This is a genomic window from Rhizobium sp. HT1-10, from assembly GCF_049472505.1.
GTDB lineage: Bacteria > Pseudomonadota > Alphaproteobacteria > Rhizobiales > Rhizobiaceae > Rhizobium.
Genome location: NZ_JBCEBQ010000004.1, coordinates 368,597 through 386,657, shown reverse-complemented (window position 1 = coordinate 386,657; position 18,061 = coordinate 368,597). Strand labels below are relative to the sequence as shown.

Sequence of the window (18,061 nt, the reverse complement as noted above, 5' to 3'; positions counted from 1 at the left end):
TGTAGATAAAAAACAAAATCAATGACGATTGCCGATGTAGCGGTCGTTTCGACAGGGAGATGATGTTGAACAACCAGCCTTGGATCATCTTGTCCGACGGCGACAATGTCGCCGTGGCGACAGCGCCGATTGCTGCAGGGACGGTCGTCGACCGCTCGCTGACAACGCGCGCCAAGATTGATCCGGGTCATAAGTTTGCCCTCAGCGATATTGGCCTTGGCGATGCTGTGGTCAAATACGGCCAGGCGATCGGACGGACGACCGCTGACGTCAAGGCCGGTGATCACGTTCATAGCCACAACCTGCATTTCGAGAACGACCGCCTGTCGGCGACCACATCCATCCCGCCGGAAACCGCGACCGATGCCGAGAAGGCCCGCACCTTCATGGGCTACCGCCGCGCCGACGGTCGCGCCGCGACGCGCAACTACATCGGCATCCTTGCCAGCGTGAACTGTTCCACCACGGTCTGCCGCGCCATTGCCGAGGAGGCAAACCGGACGCTGCTGCCTCACTACGATGGCATCGACGGTTTCGTGCCGATCGTGCACGACCAAGGCTGCGGCATGAGTTCGACCGGCGACGGCATGCACATCCTGCACCGGACGCTCGCCGGTTACGCCCGCCATGTGAATTTCGGTGGGGTGCTGATGATCGGCCTCGGCTGCGAGGTCAACCAGCTGACACTTTACGGGCAGAGCGGTGCCGGTGCCTCCAAGCGCCATTTCAACATTCAGGATGCGGGCGGCTCGCGCCGTGCCGTCAACCTTGCCATGGGCGTGCTGAAGGAAATCTGCGAGGAAGTGGGCACTGCGCGGCGCGAACCGATCTCCGTCAGCGAGATCATCATCGGCCTGCAATGCGGCGGCTCCGACGGCCTGTCCGGCATTACCGCCAATCCGGCCCTGGGCGTAGCGGCCGATCTCCTGGCGGCAGCCGGCGGTACGGCCATCCTGTCGGAAACTTCGGAAATCTACGGCGCCGAGCACCTGCTGCGCAGCCGGGCTGTCAGCGAGGATGTGGCGGCCAAGCTCGATGCCAAGATCACCTGGTGGGAGCAATATGTCGCCCTGCACGGCGCCTCGCTCGACAACAACCCCTCGCCCGGCAACAAGCGCGGCGGCCTGACGACCATTCTCGAGAAATCCTTGGGTGCCGTCGCCAAGGGCGGGCGCTCGCCGCTGACGGATGTCTACGGCTATGCCGAACGTGTGACCGGCCGCGGGCTGGTGTTCATGGATACCCCCGGCTACGATCCGGTATCGGCGACCGGCCAGGTGGCAGGCGGCGCCAACATGATTGCCTTCACGACGGGTCGCGGCAGTTGCTTCGGGTCTCGCCCGGCCCCGTCGTTCAAATTGGCCAGCAACTCCGCGCTCTACCAGGCGATGGAAGAGGACATGGATATCGACTGCGGCACGATCGCGACAGGTGAGACGACGATCGCGGCCAAGGGTCGGGAAATCTTCGAGCTGATCATCGAGACGGCATCCGGCAAGAAGACCAAGAGCGAAGCCTTCGGCTACGGCGACAACGAATTCGTGCCCTGGCATCTCGGCGCAACACTTTGAACAAGACAGATCGACAATCGTCTGGGGAGAGATGATGAACAGGAGGAAAATCGGCAGGACGGCGCTCGAGGTCACCGAGATCAGCTTCGGTGCAGCAGCGCTCGGCGGTCTATTCCGCGCCTGCCCGCGCGATCAGGCGATGGAGACCCTGCAGGCGGCCTGGGACAGCGGCATCCGCTATTTCGACGTCGCTCCCTGGTACGGCCTCGGCCTCGGCGAGCGGCATGTCGGCGATTTCCTGCGCGACAAGCCGGATGGCAGCTATGTGCTGTCGACCAAGGTCGGCCGGCTGCTGCGCCCGGTGCCGACAGGCACCGTCCCGGACTACAGCTACGTCGACCCGCTCTCCTTCGATGCGGATTACGATTATTCCTATGACGGCATCATGCGGTCCGTCGATTTCAGCTATGCCCGCCTCGGCCTCAACCACATCGACATCCTCTATGTCCATGACATCGGCGTCTATACCCACGGAAGAGCTGCCAACGAACATTATCTCGGGCAATTGCTCGGCTCCGGGCTGAAGGCGCTCGAGCAGCTGAAGTCGTCGGGCGCCATTGCCGCCTACGGGCTCGGCGTCAACGAGGTGCCCGTCTGCCTCGACGTGATGCGCGCTGCGCCGATCGACTGCATCCTGCTTGCCGGGCGATACACGCTGCTCGACCGCTCGGCCGTCGACGAGCTCATGCCGCTCTGCGAGAAAACGCAGACATCGCTCGTTATCGGTGGCGTCTTCAACTCCGGCATCCTGGCCACCGGTCCCGTTGACGGCGCCAATTTCGACTACATGCCGGCGACCGAAGAGGTGCGGGAAAAGGTTGCCGCCATGGAGGCCATCGCCAAGAACAACGGCCTGCCGCTGGCCGCGCCAGCGCTGCAGTTTCCGCTGCGCAGTCCGCTTGTTGCCTCTGTGCTGATCGGCACGGGGAAGGCCTCGAGCCTGGACCGCAATATCGAGAATTTCGCCCAGCCAGTGCCAGACAGCCTCTATCCAGAATTCGAGCCATACGCGCTTGTTGCGCCGCCGCTCGGGGAAGATGCAGTTCGGGTCTAGCGGACGAAGAAGATAAAGGCCGAAAGCGGAGCATAGGCCTATTTGGAACATACATTCCATCTTGACACGTTAATGGAATTTATGTTTCGTTGAGTAAAGTGGCCGTGGGGAGACGGCCTTGGAGAGGGAGGAGAGTTGCGGACGCGGTCCGCATTCAAGACAGTTCGAGCCACACAAGGCTGGCGTGCCCAGACGCGCGCTCCCGTTCGCGTCGACCATCAAGCGACTACCGATACAAAATCGTCCGCATGCGTTCAGCGGGTCGATTTCTCTGGAGGAGAACGCACCTGAGAGGAGAATTTACATCATGAAATCCATTCTTTCCCGCCGTGCATTTGCTGCCCTCGCCGGCGCCGCTTTCATCGCCACGTCGATGCCAGCAGCGTCCTTCGCTGCCGAAGTGACGATCCCGATCATCGTCAAGGACACCACGTCCTTCTACTGGCAGATCGTGCTCGCCGGCGCCCGCAAGGCCGGCAAGGACCTCGGCGTCAAGGTACCGGAACTCGGTGCCCAGGCTGAGACGGACGTCAACGGCCAGATCAGCATCCTGGAAAATGCCGTTGCCGGCAAACCTGCTGCCATCGTCATCTCGCCGACCGAGTCCAAGGCACTCGGCAAGCCGATCGACGAAGCTGCGAAGTCCGTTCCGATCATCGGCATCGATTCCGGCGCTGACTCCAAGGCATTCAAGTCGTTCCTGACCACCGACAACACCCAGGGCGGCCGCATTGCTGCCGACGGCCTGGCTGCTGCCATCAAGGGCATGACCGGCAAGGAAGAAGGCGACGTCGTCATCATCACCAACACCCCCGGTGCCGGCTCTCTCGAGCAGCGCCGCGCAGGCTTCATGGAAGAAATCAAGACCAAGTATCCAGGCCTCAAGATCGTTGCTGACAAGTATGCCGACGGCCAGGCGACCACCGGCCTCAACATCATGACCGACCTGATCACATCGAACCCGAAGATCGTCGGCGTCTTCGCCTCGAACCTGATCATGGCACAGGGCGTTGGCCAGGCGATTGCTGAAAACAAGCTCGGCGACAAGGTCAAGGTCATCGGCTTCGACAGCGACGACAAGACGATCGGCTTCCTGAAGAGCGGCGCCATCGCCGGCCTCGTCGTCCAGGACCCCTACCGCATGGGTTACGACGGCATCAAGACGGCACTTGCCGTCTCCAAGGGCGAGAAGGTTGCTGAAACCGTCGACACCGGCGCCAACCTCGTGACCAAGGCGAACATGAGCGAACCGAAGATCGACGCTCTGCTGAACCCGAAGCTGAAGTAAAAAACCAACCAGAGAGGCCGCGCGCAAACCGCGCGGCCTTTTCCACCCAACAGATGCGCTTAGGTGAAATGCGAACGACGCCCGACGAAAGGTGCCGGCCGCAAGGAAGAGGATAGGCCCATGGCCGGATTGGAAGAGGTCAGTCATCGCCACGATGACAGTGCCGCGCTCAAGGAAGCAAACCGTGTCCCGCCGGGATCGCCCATTCTCGAACTGAAGGCGCTGCAAAAGAATTACGGGTCGGTGCAGGCCCTGAAGCCCGCGACGCTGACGTTCCTCGCTGGCGAAATCCACGCCATTGTCGGTGAAAACGGCGCCGGCAAGTCCACGCTCATCAAGCTTCTGACCGGCGTCATCTCGCGCACCTCGGGCGAAATCGCCTGGTGCGGAAAGCCGGTCGCGCTGGCGACGCCGAACGAGGCAATCGAGCGCGGCATCAACGCCGTTCACCAGGAAGTCGTGCTGTGCCAGCATCTCTCCGTGGCGGCCAACATGTTTCTCGGCGACGAGGTCAACCGCTTCGGCCTGATGCGCAAGAAGCAGATGGAGAAGATGGCGCAGACGGTGCTGAACGATCTCGGCTTCGGCCTGCCCGCCGCAGCGCCGCTGAACTCGCTGACGATCGGTCAGCAACAGCTGGTGGCGACGGCGCGGGCTGCGATGCGCGGCACGCAATTCCTGATCTTCGATGAACCCACCGCTTATCTCACCCGCCAGGAATCGGCGCAGCTGTTCAAGCTGATCCGCCGCCTGCAGGCGGAAGGTGTGACCATCGTCTATATCAGCCACCGGATGGAGGAAGTATTCGAGCTTGCGGATCGCGTCTCGGTCCTGCGCGACGGCACCCATGTCGGCACACGCCTGATCGGCGAGACCAGCGACGAAGAGCTGATCCAGATGATGATCAACCGCTCGATCGAACAGATCTACCACAAGGAAGAGATTCCGATCGGCGAGACCATCCTCGATGTTCGTGGGCTGTCCGGGCCCGGCTTTGAGGATATCTCGCTGACGGTCAAGGCCGGGCAGATCGTCGGCCTCTACGGGCTGATCGGCGCCGGTCGCAGCGAATTCGTGCTCGGGCTCTACGGCCGCGAAAAGACGACATCAGGCGAAATCCACTGGATGGGCAACAAGACCGAGATCAAGAACGAGCGGAGCGCCATGGCCCTCGGCATCGCGCTTGCTCCGGAAAGCCGGCGCGACCAGGGGCTTTGCCTCAACCAGTCGATCGGCCTCAACATCAACCTGCCGGTCTTCCAGCGGTTGAGCATGGGCCCGGTGATCAATCGCGGCAAGGAAGCGGCCAACGCCAACAAGCAGATCCGCGATCTCAGCATCAAGACCCCCACGCGCCACGTCGCCGCCTCCAGCATGTCGGGCGGCAATCAGCAGAAGGTGGTCATCGGCAAATGGCTGAGCCATGGCGCCAAGCTCTTCATCTTCGACGAACCGACCGTCGGTGTCGACGTCGGCACGAAGGCGGAAATCTATCGGCTGTTTGCAACGCTTCTGAAGGAAGGGGCCGGCATCATCCTGATCTCCTCCTACCTGCCCGAAGTCTACGAGCTCGCCGACCGGCTGCATGTCTTCCGCAGCGGCCAGCTGGTGGCGAGCCACGATTTCCATGCCGCATCGCACGAGGAAGTCCTCGGCGAAGCCATCGGCGCCTGAGACAAAATTATTAAGGGAAGAATTCGATGACAGTCACCCCAGCCGAAACCGTCGCCCCGCCCCCGCGCAAGCGGATGAACATCCTCTTCAGCCTGACGCTGATCGGGTTGCTGCTGTTCCTCTGGCTGGCGCTTGCCTTTGCGACGGACAGCTTCTGGACATCGCTCAACATCAGCAATCTGCTGCGTCAGGGCTCGATGACGGCGATCCTGGCGCTCGGGCAGACATTCGTGATCATCACGGCAGGGATCGACCTTTCGGTCGGCGCCATCGTCGGCTTTGCCGGCGTCATCATCGCCTGGCTGCTGCAGGCAGGCGTGCCCGTCTGGGCGTCGATCATCATCACGCTGCTGTTCGGCACGGCGATCGGGGCCTTTCATGGCTTTGGTATCGTGCGCATGGGCCTGCCGCCGTTCATCATCACGCTGGCGACGCTGACGTCGCTGCGCGGCATCGGCCTTCTTATCACCAACGGATCGTCGATCAACATCACCAATGAAGCCTTCAGCAACTTTGCCCGCGCCGATTTCCTCGGCGTCCCGAGCCTGTTCTGGATGGTGATCATCATGGCCGTTCCGGCCTTCGTGTTCCTGCATCTCAGCCGCTGGGGACGCTATCTCTTTGCCGTCGGCTCAAACCCGGAAGCTGCCCGCCTCTCCGGCGTCAACGTCAAGGGCATGATCTATCTCGCCTATATTCTGTCCGGAACCTTCGCTGCCTTCGTCGGCGTGCTGCTTGCCTCGCGCATTGCCATCGGCAACGCGACGCAGGCCGACGGCTGGGAACTGCAGGCGATCGCCTCGACCGTCATCGGCGGCACCAGCCTCTTCGGCGCTGTCGGTACCGCCTACGGCCCGCTGATCGGCGCCTTCATTCTGGCAACCATCAACAACGGCGCCAACCTGCTCAACCTGAACTCCTTCTGGCAGCGCGTCATCACCGGCGTTCTGATCATCCTGATCGTCTATTTCGACCAGTTGCGCAGAAGAAGATCCTGATTACCCGCAAGCCTCAAGTCGCCGGCAGGGCATCCTGGTCATAGCCGACCCTGGACAATCTCTGCTGGCGCCGCAGGCCTCGTTCGGCCCGAACGCGGGCTGCAAGCAGCAGTGACAGGAAGAAGCCGTCAAGGCTCATATTGTAGCCGACACGGCCCTCGACCATGCCACCGACGATGATGAGAAAGGCTCCGATGGCGCAGAGCCTCGCCTCGAAGGTCTTTTTCTGGAAGGGCAGGACGAAGGCGACGTAGAACAGTCCCGATACGAACAGGAAGAGACCGACGACCCCGCCGTCTCCGACGACACCGATGAAGATGTTGTGCGGCTGGCGTATCGAGCCGAGAGCCGCGAGCTGGAAGAACAGATCCTCCGTCACCGGCGAGACGGAGGTGAAGGCGCCCGGACCCTGGCCCAGGAACCAGTGATCCACCACCCGGCCGAGATAGGCCATCCAGATATCGGTACGCCCGGTCAGCGTCGCATCGCGGCCGAACGCGCCTGTGATCGGCACCCATAAGAAATAGACGCCGACTGCAAGCAAGAGAACCGAGCCGATCAGCGCCGTTGAGCCGATGAAGGGCGAAAGCCGCGACTTCGACATCGACATCAGCAGCACGTAAAAACCGATAGCGGCGACGGCGACGGCCAGCGAGCCCTTGGAGTCCGAACCCACCAGGCAGACGGCGGCAACCAGGAACAGCAGCAGGCTTTGCCACCGCCCGATCGCCTTTGAAAAAAAGAAGGCAAAGACCGTCGCCCACATGGCAAGCGCGCCAAGATAGTTCTTCTGCTGGAAGGCACCCTTCCAGACGCTGGCGCCGCCGTAGACTTCCTTGCCGGCCGTCGGCACCGCCACCACCAGCACAATCGAGATGATGAGGATGACGGTGAGGTAGCGGCCCATCACCCGGGCTATCAGGTTGGCCGGCAAAAGCAGGCCGATGACCGATCCGCTCAAGGCCATCAGCAGCCAGAATATCTCGATACGGACAGAGCTGACGACGGAAAAGCCCTGCACGCCTGATATAAATCCCATGCCGATGAAGGGCAGGAATGGCATCAGCGCGGTGCCGACCGCCTTGTAGGAATAGGAAGAGAAATAATAGAAGACGGCGATGCTGATGCAGAGCCAGACACCGTAGCGGAACGGAACCCCAAAAGGCTGAACGCCCTCCAGGTCCTCCTGGGTCAGATCGACGCCACCCCAGTACCAGGCACCGGAGAACTGGATCAGGCAGAGCACCAGCAGCACGACGAGGAAAAGCTTCGCCATGACAGGCAACGACTTCTCCTGCGTGGAGACCGCTGTGTAGATTTCGTCGCCCGCATAGGCTTGCGTCATTTCGGCGCCTCCGGGGGCTTCATGCCGTCGATCTGGTAGGCTGATATCCGGTCGATTTCGAAGGCGGCGGGAAGCGGCGTGCCCTCATCCGCGACGCCGACCATCTTGCCGCCGATCGCCAGATTAACCAGCATGTACATGGGAATGTCGTAGCCGGGCGGCGTCGTCAGCACCTGCACCGGCTTGCGGTCGATATACCAGGTGATGCGGTCCGGCTGCCAGAGCGCACCATAAGTGTGGAAGCCGGATGTGGCTGTCGTCAGCGGAACGCGGCAGCCGGAATGCTGATAGGCGCCGGTGCCGCCCATCTTCCAATGTGCCGTCATCACCATCTTGTCGGCCTGCTGGCCAACAACCTCGAGGATGTCGAGCTCGGGCGGCCATTTGTTCTTGTCGGTCGGCAGCAGCCAGAAGGCCGGCCAAAGCCCTTTGCCCTCGGGGATCTTGGCGCGCATTTCGAAATAGCCGTAGGTCTGGGCGAAGGATTTGCGGGTGGTCAGCACCCCAGAGGTGAATTGATAATTGTAAAGCGCCTGCTTGAATTCGTCGGGTGTGCGCTCGCCGACAATCGAAAGGATCCCGTCCTTGACCTTGAAGGGATTGAGGCCGAGCGGCTTGCGGCCCTGCCCCTTGTAGCCGGGATCGACGTAGATCTCCTGCTCCTTGTTGCCCTGCAGTGTGCGCTTGGTCATCCAGCTGTAGTCGCCATCATAGTGGGGCGTCCATTTGTCACCGGTGAGATCGAGCGTGTCGAAGTCGTCGTTGAAGGTCTGGGTCAGATGGACCTCCGGCCCGCCGCTGGCAGCGGCTGCCGGCTGGCAGGTCGCGGTTCCCGGCGTGGAGGGCATTGGCAAGGAAAGCCGATCGCCTGCAGCCAAGGCCTGGGAACTGACGGAGACAAAGAGAAGACCGCTTGCGAAAGCCCTAAAAGCGTTTGAGTTCATTGGATAGCTCCTCTGAATTTGGCAAGTCTGTTTCAATACTGAGTCAGTTCCGGTGCCAGACGCTGGGCAAGGACAACCGACCCAGGCGCTGTCAGGTGGCCGTAGTCCCATTGCATGGGAACGCCCGTTTCCGTCGTCGTCTGGCACTTCGTCGTGCCCGGCGGGCAGAGCAGGTCGTAGATCGAGACATAGGTGACACCCTTGTCCTTCAGCGTCTCGGCAAACTGGCCGTCGATCGTCTTCATGGTCGCTACGCGTCTCTCCTGGGCAAGGTCGCCCGGCCCCCAGAGCGCCTGGGTGGCGAGCAGCCTTGCCAGGCCGATCCTGTATTCCGGGATCGGCCCCAGGACGAAGACCTTGGTGCCGATCGACTTCAGCCGATCGATTGTCGCCAGCAGGTCCGGCATGTCTGTCGCCACCCAACGCGCCGAAATGATGACCGCCTGCGGATGGCGCTGGCTCAGCGTGTCGTAGATGCCCTCCATGAAGGCGCGGCAGTTCTTCAGGCCATTCCCCTTGATCAACGGCTTGCAGCCCGAGGATGTCGCCTGCATCAGGTTCACATCGGGCATCGCCTTGCTGAGGCCGGTCCACCAATGGGCACCGTGGCTATCACCGATCAGAACGTAGTTGGGCTTTGTGTCCGAATAGCGAAGGCAGGCCTCCCGGTCATAGTCAGCGGGAGTCTGCAGCTCGCCGTCGAGGAAACATGTGCCACGGCGATAGGCGGCGCGGTCGTCATATTGGAGATAGGTTGCCAGCCGGTCGACCTCGGGAGAGAAGCGCATCGGCAGGCCGGAGGCGACGATGCACCAGAGGCCAAAGAGAATCCCCAGCGCCGATATGCCGAAATTGGCGATCCACAGCCGCCTGGCAGGCACGGCGGTCCGGTCGCGGGCGGGCTGCTCGACGAAACGCCAGGACACATAGGACAGAACGGCGGTGATCGGCGCGACGATGACGAGGTCCTTCGGCTCCAACGGGCGCTCGGCCAGGAGGTGATAGAACACGGCGACCGGCCAGTGCCAGAGATAGAGCGAGTAGGATAGCAGCCCGACGAAGACCAGTGGTCGCAGCGACAGCAGGCGGCTGACGTAAGTGGCCGGACCGGCGCCGGAATAGATGACGAGGGTGGCGCCAAGAACGGGGGCAAGCGCCGTCATGCCGGGAAAGGCTGTCGTCGGCTTGTAGAGCAGGCCCGCTGCCAGGATCAGGAACAGACCCGCAGCGCCAGCGCCTTCGCGCAGAATGCGCTGCGGAAAGACCGGGATCCTGGCCAGTGCCAGCAGCGAGCCGGCGAACATTTCCCAGAAGCGCGGCGGCGAGAAATAGAAGGCGGCGGGCTGTTGCGTGTGCATCAGCCAAAGCGCCAGGCCGAAGGAAAGGACGGCCAGGACGGCAATTGCCGCTGTCACGAAGCGCGGCAGGAATCGGTAGAGGGCGAGGAGGAGCAGCGGGAAGAAGATGTAGTACTGTTCCTCGACCGCCAGCGACCAGGTATGCAGCAGCGGCTTGGTTTCGACGTCGCTGAGGAAATAGCCGCGAAAGCCGTAGAAATAGAAGTTCGAGGTGAAGGTCAGCGTCGAGATCACGCTCTTCGAGTAATCGACCAGCTCGGAGGGATAGAGGATGACGAAGGCGGCCACGGCCGAGGTCACCAGCATGAAGGCGAGAGCCGGGAAGATGCGCCTGACGCGCCGCTCGTAGAACTTGATGAACGAGAACTGTCCGGCGAGCATCTCGCGGCTGATGATGCTGGTGATCAGATAGCCGGAGATGACGAAGAACACATCGACGCCGACAAAGCCGCCGCGAAAGATCCCGGACTGGAAATGGTAGAGGATGACCGACAGGACCGCGACGGCGCGCAGGCCATCGATGTCGCCGCGATATTTTACATTGCTCATTCGGCACCCGCTCCCTGCTTGTGGCCCAAGGATGTTTTCATGGCAGCCGCCATCACCAGGTCCGCTCGAAGGAATAGCCGTCGTCATCTGTGCGGGCGCGCAGCACCTTGGCTGGCAGACCGCCGACGATGACGTCGCTTTCCGGCAGTCGTTTCGTTACCACCGCACCCATGCCGACGATGACGCGGTCCCCGACGCCGCTGCCCGGCGCAAAGCGCACGGCCGTGCCGAGGAAGCACTTCTCACCGATGACGATATCGCGGTTCATCGTGCCGGCACCGTGGGTGAGGAATTGCGACGCGAAGCCGGCCACCCAGCTGCCGTCGCCGATGGTAATGCTACCGAGGATGTCGAACAGGTGGCTCTCGTTGATCAGGCAATTGCGGCCCGTTTCGAAGCGGCGGGCATAGCCCATATGGGCCTGGCGCGGATCGGCTGCGGCATCGCCGCATTCGAAGCGGTTCCAGCGGCCGATGAACGTGCCTTCGCCGAGTGTGACCGAAATCGGCCCGATGAAGCTGGTTCCCCGGCGAATGGTGACATCGGCTCCGGAGGTGAAGCGATCGACCGCGATCATGACGCCAAAGCCGATGCTGGTTCCCTTGGCCAGGCGGTAACCCATGAGGTGCCGGTAGGCTGCGGCACGCAAGGCCTTGTGCGGCAATCGCGAGATGACCAGAGCCAATATCTTACGGGATCGATTCATGCTGCTTCCTTGATCTAGGCAACCGGCAACGCGAGGACGCGGCCGTTGATGGCGGCGATGGCGGCGCGACGCTCGTCTATCGGCAGCGGGTTGGTCGACTGGATGTGGACTGCAATATTCTCCGGCTCCATCGCCGCGAGGATCGCCTCCACGTCGATGACCGCATCCGGCGACCAGACCGAGTTGGCGAGCTTCATGTCCCGGATCGGGCGCGGCTCGGCCAAGGCGGCGACCTCGACGACGTACTCGCCGTAGAGAATGTATTCCGAAACGGTTTTCGCCTTGGCGATGGCGCGCTGCCAGTTCGGGCCGGTGACAGACTGGATGCGGCTGATGAGGCCGTCCAGAGTGGCGCGGTCCCAGGGGATCAGCTGGCCGATATAGTTGAAATGCTCCTGTGCCTTCGGCTTTTCGACGCCGAGCAATTCATGCGCCGTCTTCCGCCAAAGGCGGTGGGTATCGAGGTCGCGGCCGCGCACATGCTGTTGCAAAATGAGCCGGCCGTCGCTCCTCAAGGCTTCCAGCGAGAAGGGGCGGACGAGAAAGACATCGCTGTCGGCGAAAATGAAGACATCGGCCTTGGTCAGATCGCCGGCGCAGAGTTTGACAATCTGCTGCACGAGCCAGCCGCTGACGCGCCCGACGCCGGGCAGGTAATATTGCTCGCGGATGCGCAGCGTCTTGCCGAACGGCAACTTGATGATGGTCGGGACCGGAAGCCGGCGGAACCCGTGCGGCCGCAGGATGCTTTCACGCGCGATCACGCGGCGGCGCGGTCCCTGCAGCACGCTGAACATCTTCATGTCACTCTCAGGGACGATGACGAGGTGTTCGAAATCGAACGCGCAGAACCTGTCGATGCTGCGGCAGAGATCGACGGCATTCTCGAAATCGTTGCGGTAGGAAGGCGTGATGATGGCGACCTTGGCGTCAGTCATGGATGTCTCCCGATGGCGTAATAAGTCCCTGCGTCGCGTTGCGACGGCGTCTGTTGAGGCAAGCCGTCACCTAGGCCCGACCGCCGGGATGTCAAAGGCCTTCGGCGGCTTTGGAGCCCAGAAGCGCCGGTGCAGCCAGCCGGTCATCGGCCGCTCGAGCAGCAGGTAGACGAAGGCGGCCACGATCATCGCGAAGCCACCGGCGACGACGATGTAGAGCCAGGGGCTATGGATGCCGATGCGCGGCGCCACCAGGGCGACGAGGTTGATCGAGAAGGGATGCGACAGATAGAGCGCGAAGGAGGCGTTGCCGCCGAACACCAGGGCCCGCATCAGCGGCTTCAGCGCACTGTCGAGCTTTTCGTCGAGCAGAGCGGGGCCCGCGCAGGCGACAAAGGCCGGAAGACCCATCCACAGCGGCCGCCAAAGCCCGCCAAGTTCCGTCAGGCCGGTTACCTTGAAGACGACCATCAGCGCCATGCCGGCCACGAAGAGCGACCAGCCGACCAGCGGCCCGACGCGCACGCCGGTGTCGCGCAGATGCGCCAGCGCAATGCCGAACAGAAACTCGAAGACGATGGGATTGGCCCAGAAGGCAAAGGGCGGGGTCTGCACGACGTGGAAATAGGGCAAGCCGCCGAGCACGAGCAGCGCCGCGATCACGAAGGTCATGCCCCAGCTCTTATTGAAGAACAGGCCGACGGCGAAGACGGCGTAGAACAGCATTTCGAAGTTCAGCGTCCATCCGAGAATGAGCACGGGATAGAAATGGCCGTAGGGGTCAGGCAACGGCAGAAACAGGAATGAGCCGACGATCTGCTCCAGGGACGGGCTGCCGTAGCGGACGGAGCCGGCAAACAAGACCATGGCGCACAGCATGGCGATCGTGAAAAACCAGTAGGGCGGAGCCACGCGGACGATGCGGCGCAGGATGAACTGCAATGGCGCCCCGGGCTTGCCGAAACTGTTGCGCGACAGGTGGTACATGATGAAGCCGCTGATGATGAAGAACAGATCGACGCCACCTGCCCAGAAGACCGGCTCGAACGGCTTGAAATTCGCCGTGTCGACGAAGGACTGGTCCATCACCTCGTGCTGAAGATGGCTGATCAGCACCATCATCGAGGCGACAAGGCGGAGGACCTGTATTTCCTGGATCTGCTTCTTCTGGGGCTGCTGCAAGTCGGAAGGACCCTTCTGGAACTAGAGGACGGAGGAACGCGGCGCGGCGGGTTGGGAGGCGGAAACGGCGCCGCGCTGGCTCATCGCGGCGCGGTAGATTTCCAGTGTCTTCTCGCCGATGCTTGTCCAGTCGCCACCGGCGGTGATCTTGATCGCGGGGCGTCGCTCGATGGCATCGGCGAGCGCTGCGGCCAGAGCACCGACGTCGGCAGGTGGGACCAGGGTGCCATTGGCCTCCTGCATGTCCTCCGCGAAGATGCCGACATCGGACGCGATCATCCACTTGCCGGTCGGCTTCAGCAGGAAATAGACGCCGCTCGCGTCGATCTGCCTGTAGGGAAACAGAAAGCTGTCGGCCTCTTCGAACAGCGCGGCCATCTGGCTTTCGTCGAGGCGGCCGAGCCGGAGTTCGATCACATCCTTGAGGCCGAGTGCTGCAATGCGCTGCTCAAGCGGCGCCATATCCATATGGGCAGCGCCGGCAATGACGACGCGCGCGCGCTGACGAAGCTCCGGCTGCAACTGCCCCAGGGCCTCGACCAGGACATCGAGCCCCTTATAGGGCTTGATCTGGCCGAACATCACAAAGGTCCAGCGAGGATCTCGCGTTTCGCCGGCCGGTCGCGGCGGCGCTGCGACGTTCAGCGTCAGCGGTCCGTGGGGCACGATCGATACCTTGCTCTCGGCAATGCCGCGCGAGATCAGGTTACGTCGAGCACCGCGCGTGTGGACGATGACGTGGTCGGCAGCCGCGATCGGCATGTCGAAGCCGGAATTCTGCAGGAAAGAGATCTTTTCGCCGTTGAAGGGCACCGTGTCATGAACCGTCATGACCACCGGGCAGACGCGGCGGACGAGACGCATCGCCAGCGCGTCGAACAGCGGCAGCACCGCCCACTGCACATGCATCACCATCGGGCGGTGGCGATAGACGTGGGTGACAAGGCGAAGGAGATCGACGATGTGCGATAGCCCCTTGGCAAGGCCGCGCAGCTTCTGGCGCTTCGCCGGAATGGCTTCGACGCCGCGATAGAAGGTGATGCCGATATCCTCGGCTGACACCTCGGAGTGCTCACCAGCCCGCAGGGGACGCGCCGCCCAATAGGGAGACACGCCGACGGCGCGCAGGCCCCGCGTCAGGCCGGCATCATAGGCCGGCGTGAACAGCGAGGGATCGACCAGCAGCGCCGGCATCCGAGCATTTTCATTCGGAGCCTTCAAACGGCCTCTCCCAATCCACGGTAAGTCTTGTCTGGTTGCCACTGACTTTCACGCAATGTCAGAATCCCCGTGATGAAGCCGAGCGCCCAGGAGACATGCATGGTGCAGGCAGCGGGGCCTGCCAGCAGACCGCAGAGCGACCGCTTCTTGAAAGCGATGCTTGCCGACGTTAAAGCCAGCACGAAGATGTAGAAGGCCGGCAGCATCAGCAGCACCGGGAAAAGCGGGCTCATCACGATGGCGGCCGCGCAAGCGCTCATGAAGGAAGGCACCGCGAACTGTCGGATCTTGAACGATGTTGGATGCCGCCGAACCGTGCGCGACCGGCCCTTGCCATAGCTGTAATACTGCTTGAACAGCTTGCGGAAGGTCGAGCGTGGCTGATACTCGATGCGGATATCGGTATCGAGATAGATCTTGCCACCCAAAGCCCTTAGCCGGCAATCGAATTCCGCGTCCTCGTTGTGCGTGAAGGTTTCCTCGTAACCGCCGGCCCGACGGAAACTCTCCGTCAGCATGGCGGCATGATGGCCGTGATCGACGAAACGGCTCTGGCGCCCGCCACGATGGGCGGAGCCGCCGGAGCCGACGGGTGAATCCGAGACCCACGCGACGGCACGCTGGAGGCAGCCGTCTCCGACCGAATCCATCGGCACCACCACCGAGTCCGCACCGACAGCTTGCAGGCGGTCGACCAGTGAGCGGAGATAGCCGCGCGGATAGGAGGCATGTGCGTCACAACGAACCATCACGTCAGAATCCTGTCCGTATTGACGCACAGCGAGGTTAACGCCGGCACTTTGGAGGCGCTGCGGATTGTGCATCAGGAAGAGGTCGTCGCGTCGCTCGGCAAGGCTTCGCACGAGCTCGACCGTACCATCCGTGCTTCCGCCGTCCGCAATTACAAATTGTACTTTGCAGTCCGGCAGATCGACGTAAAGCTGATCGACTACAGCCTCGATATGAGCAGCTTCATTCAGCGTCGGAATAGCGACCAGAACACTTCGAACCATTAAGAATCCCATCCCGCTCGGTTTTCAATGTGGCGCTGCAAGGGTGAGCATGTCGGCATCTTTGGCAAGCCTAGGTGTAGGAACATGTCATTGAAATTAATGATGAATGTGGCAAAATTAACGCCATATTCTTGCCTGTTGAAAACGACTGTAGAGGAAAAATTGACGATTTGCCATAGCCTAATGTTGCATTGCACTATAGACTACACTCAAGCTAGGACGACAACCGTGACGAACGAGATTGCACTAGATGGCTGATATTGTGATCGGCATTCCCACTTTTCAGCGGCCGGATTTGCTGCGAAAACTTCTGTCGAGCTTGGTTAACGAAGTTAATCATAGCGTATGGCTGGTTGTAGCGGACAACGGCTGCTCAGCTGACACGGAGGCCGTCGTCAAGGCTTTTGCGGCGGAATTTCCGCGTTGTTTTTACGTCCCAATTCCGGAACGAGGACTGGCCCCGGTGCGCAACGGGCTGGTGCGCGCCGTGACCGAAATCGTGCCGAATTGGCGCTGGCTAGCGATGCTCGATGACGATGGCTACGTTTCCGAGGGATGGCTGGCAAACCTGATCGCCTGCGGGGAAAGCCTGGATGCGCATCTGGTCGGCGGGCCCGTCGAAGGGGTTCTCCCGGATGGCGCGAATATTCTCGCGCGCAACAGCATCTTTGCTCGGCGTCGCCGCTGGAAGACTGGCTTGGTCGAATCCCTCAACACGACGCAGAACCTGCTGATCTCTCGAACCCTGCTGGACGTGGCGCCTCAGCCCCTGTTTCGTAACGAGTACAGCGCATCCGGCGGCGAGGACTACGATCTGTTTCGCCGGGTTCGCAAGGCCGGCGGGCGAATTGCCTGGTGCGACGAGGCGGTCGTCTTCGAGCCGACGCCGGAAAGCCGGCTGTCGCCGAGCCGCGTTCTCTCTCGCTATTATACGACCGGGATCTACATGTCGCAGATCGATCGCTTCTACGACGGCACCGGCAAGACCTGCACCACTGCCCTAAAGGGTTTTGCTGCCTCGCTGCTGCGGACGATCGGTGCGGGTTTCCGCCGCGATCCGAACGGAGCGGCGCAGGGTATGCTTTCGACGGCGCATTACGCAGGACGGGCCGTCGGCCTGCTCGGCGGGCGCGCTGCGCGCTACACCTAATATCAAGGAGAGACCGTGACGATATCCGACACGAATGTGAGTACCAAGGCGCCCCGCGAGGGTCTGGCGGTCGGCCTTTGCACCTACAAGCGTCTGCCATCGCTGATGCGGTTGCTCGACCACATCGCCATCAGCGCTAAGGCACTCTCGTCGCCGCCCGATATCATCATCGCCGACAATGACGGGCGGGATCCGGCAGTTGCCGCAAGCGTCGCCGAATTCTCGACCCGCTCCGGACTGACGGTGCATTATCGCATAGAAACGCATCCCGGCATCTCCGCGGCCCGTAACGCGGTCTTCGACGAAGCCGAAAAGCTGAACCTGCGCTTCGTGGCGATGATCGACGACGACGAGTGGCCGTCTCCGGAGTGGCTGAGCGAGATGCTGAAGGCACAGGCTTCGGAAGCGGCGGCCGTCGTTGGCGGGCCGGTGCGGCCGGTGTTCCCGGACAATGCCGCACATCTGCGCAAATATTCGCGCTACTGGTCGGTCGACAAGCAGTTCCTGAACGGCAAGCCTTTCGTCTTCTGCACCTGCAACTTCCTGATCGACCTGCAGGCCATCGCAGCCATCCCACGGCCGCTGTTCGATGAGGAGTTCGGACTTTCGGGCGGCGGCGATACCGTGTTTTTCCGGGGGCTGTTCTTTGCAGGCATGAAGATGGCCTGGTCGGAAGCGGCCTTCGTCTACGAGGAAGTGCCGCAGTCGCGCGCCTCGATCGCCTGGATGCGCCAGCGGCGCTTCCGCGTCGGCAACCACGCCGTTCGCTGGGAAAGCCTTGGCGGCGGTGGCCGCAAGAGCTTTGCCAAGACCCTCGGCCTCAGCGCCCGGCTGGTGCTCTATCCCTTCCTGCAACGGGAGCCTGAATCGCGGATGCTCGGCTGGATGCTGGAATTCGACAAGGTGCGCGGCCGATACAATGCCCATTTCGGCGATGTTTTCGTCGAGTATGCGCGTCCAAAGGCCGAAGAGGCAAAGCCAACGGAAACACCGAAGCAGGAAGATAGCGGCAGGGTCTGCCGTTGACAGCGACACCGGGGGCACCAGTTTCGCCCTTCTGTACCTGGACC

At 62.0% G+C, this 18,061-nt stretch carries 15 protein-coding genes; 7 read left to right on the top strand and 8 right to left on the bottom strand.

The window, feature by feature from the left end; genetic code table 11:
- Positions 1-65 precede the first annotated feature (65 nt).
- The 5 genes from VH564_RS13420 (at position 66) to VH564_RS13400 (ending at position 6,585) form a co-directional block, all read left to right on the top strand.
- Complete coding sequence (locus VH564_RS13420) at positions 66-1,571, top strand: UxaA family hydrolase (RefSeq protein WP_423340332.1); 1,506 nt, start codon at positions 66-68, stop codon at positions 1,569-1,571.
- A 34-nt stretch (positions 1,572-1,605) separates the two neighbouring features.
- The gene (locus tag VH564_RS13415) at positions 1,606-2,625 is read left to right on the top strand and encodes an aldo/keto reductase (RefSeq protein ID WP_423340331.1); all 1,020 of its coding nucleotides are present in this window, start codon (positions 1,606-1,608) and stop codon (positions 2,623-2,625) included.
- Positions 2,626-2,923: 298 nt separating this feature from the next.
- Positions 2,924-3,913, top strand: coding sequence for an ABC transporter substrate-binding protein (locus tag VH564_RS13410; RefSeq protein ID WP_423340535.1), 990 nt, complete (start codon positions 2,924-2,926; stop codon positions 3,911-3,913).
- A gap of 120 nt (positions 3,914-4,033) precedes the next feature.
- Complete coding sequence (locus VH564_RS13405; protein WP_423340330.1) at positions 4,034-5,587, top strand: sugar ABC transporter ATP-binding protein; 1,554 nt, start codon at positions 4,034-4,036, stop codon at positions 5,585-5,587.
- Positions 5,588-5,613: 26 nt separating this feature from the next.
- Complete coding sequence (locus VH564_RS13400) at positions 5,614-6,585, top strand: ABC transporter permease (RefSeq protein ID WP_423340329.1); 972 nt, start codon at positions 5,614-5,616, stop codon at positions 6,583-6,585.
- Positions 6,586-6,598: 13 nt separating this feature from the next.
- Here VH564_RS13400 and VH564_RS13395 read toward each other — a convergent pair whose 3' ends face one another.
- The 8 genes from VH564_RS13395 to VH564_RS13360 form a co-directional block, all read right to left on the bottom strand.
- The gene (locus VH564_RS13395) at positions 6,599-7,930 is read right to left on the bottom strand and encodes an O-antigen ligase family protein (protein WP_423340328.1); all 1,332 of its coding nucleotides are present in this window, start codon (positions 7,928-7,930) and stop codon (positions 6,599-6,601) included.
- Complete coding sequence (locus VH564_RS13390) at positions 7,927-8,874, bottom strand: glycoside hydrolase family 16 protein (RefSeq protein WP_423340327.1); 948 nt, start codon at positions 8,872-8,874, stop codon at positions 7,927-7,929. The genes VH564_RS13395 and VH564_RS13390 overlap by 4 nt, the downstream gene beginning before the upstream one ends.
- A 32-nt stretch (positions 8,875-8,906) precedes the next feature.
- Positions 8,907-10,781: an acyltransferase family protein gene (locus tag VH564_RS13385; RefSeq protein ID WP_423340326.1), complete on the bottom strand. Its 1,875-nt coding sequence runs from the start codon at positions 10,779-10,781 to the stop codon at positions 8,907-8,909.
- A gap of 52 nt (positions 10,782-10,833) precedes the next feature.
- Entirely contained in the window at positions 10,834-11,487 is a 654-nt protein-coding gene (locus VH564_RS13380) for an acyltransferase (RefSeq protein ID WP_423340325.1), read from the bottom strand.
- Positions 11,488-11,501: 14 nt separating this feature from the next.
- Positions 11,502-12,425, bottom strand: coding sequence for a DUF6492 family protein (locus VH564_RS13375; RefSeq protein WP_423340324.1), 924 nt, complete (start codon positions 12,423-12,425; stop codon positions 11,502-11,504).
- Positions 12,426-12,491: 66 nt separating this feature from the next.
- On the bottom strand, positions 12,492-13,607 hold the full coding sequence (locus VH564_RS13370; protein WP_423340323.1) for an acyltransferase family protein: 1,116 nt from the start codon (positions 13,605-13,607) through the stop codon (positions 12,492-12,494).
- Between the two features lie 21 nt (positions 13,608-13,628).
- Positions 13,629-14,828 carry a glycosyltransferase gene (locus VH564_RS13365; protein ID WP_423340322.1) on the bottom strand — a complete coding sequence of 400 codons (1,200 nt, stop codon included), beginning with the start codon at positions 14,826-14,828 and terminating at the stop codon, positions 13,629-13,631.
- Positions 14,825-15,841, bottom strand: a complete 1,017-nt coding sequence (locus tag VH564_RS13360) for a glycosyltransferase family 2 protein (RefSeq protein ID WP_423340321.1) — start codon at positions 15,839-15,841, stop codon at positions 14,825-14,827. Before VH564_RS13360 ends, VH564_RS13365 begins: the two co-directional genes overlap by 4 nt.
- A 250-nt stretch (positions 15,842-16,091) precedes the next feature.
- Between VH564_RS13360 and VH564_RS13355 the strand changes: the two genes are divergently transcribed.
- Positions 16,092-16,991: a glycosyltransferase family 2 protein gene (locus VH564_RS13355; RefSeq protein ID WP_423340320.1), complete on the top strand. Its 900-nt coding sequence runs from the start codon at positions 16,092-16,094 to the stop codon at positions 16,989-16,991.
- A 15-nt stretch (positions 16,992-17,006) separates the two neighbouring features.
- The gene (locus VH564_RS13350) at positions 17,007-18,017 is read left to right on the top strand and encodes a glycosyltransferase family 2 protein (protein ID WP_423340319.1); all 1,011 of its coding nucleotides are present in this window, start codon (positions 17,007-17,009) and stop codon (positions 18,015-18,017) included.
- The last annotated feature ends 44 nt before the right edge of the window (positions 18,018-18,061 follow it).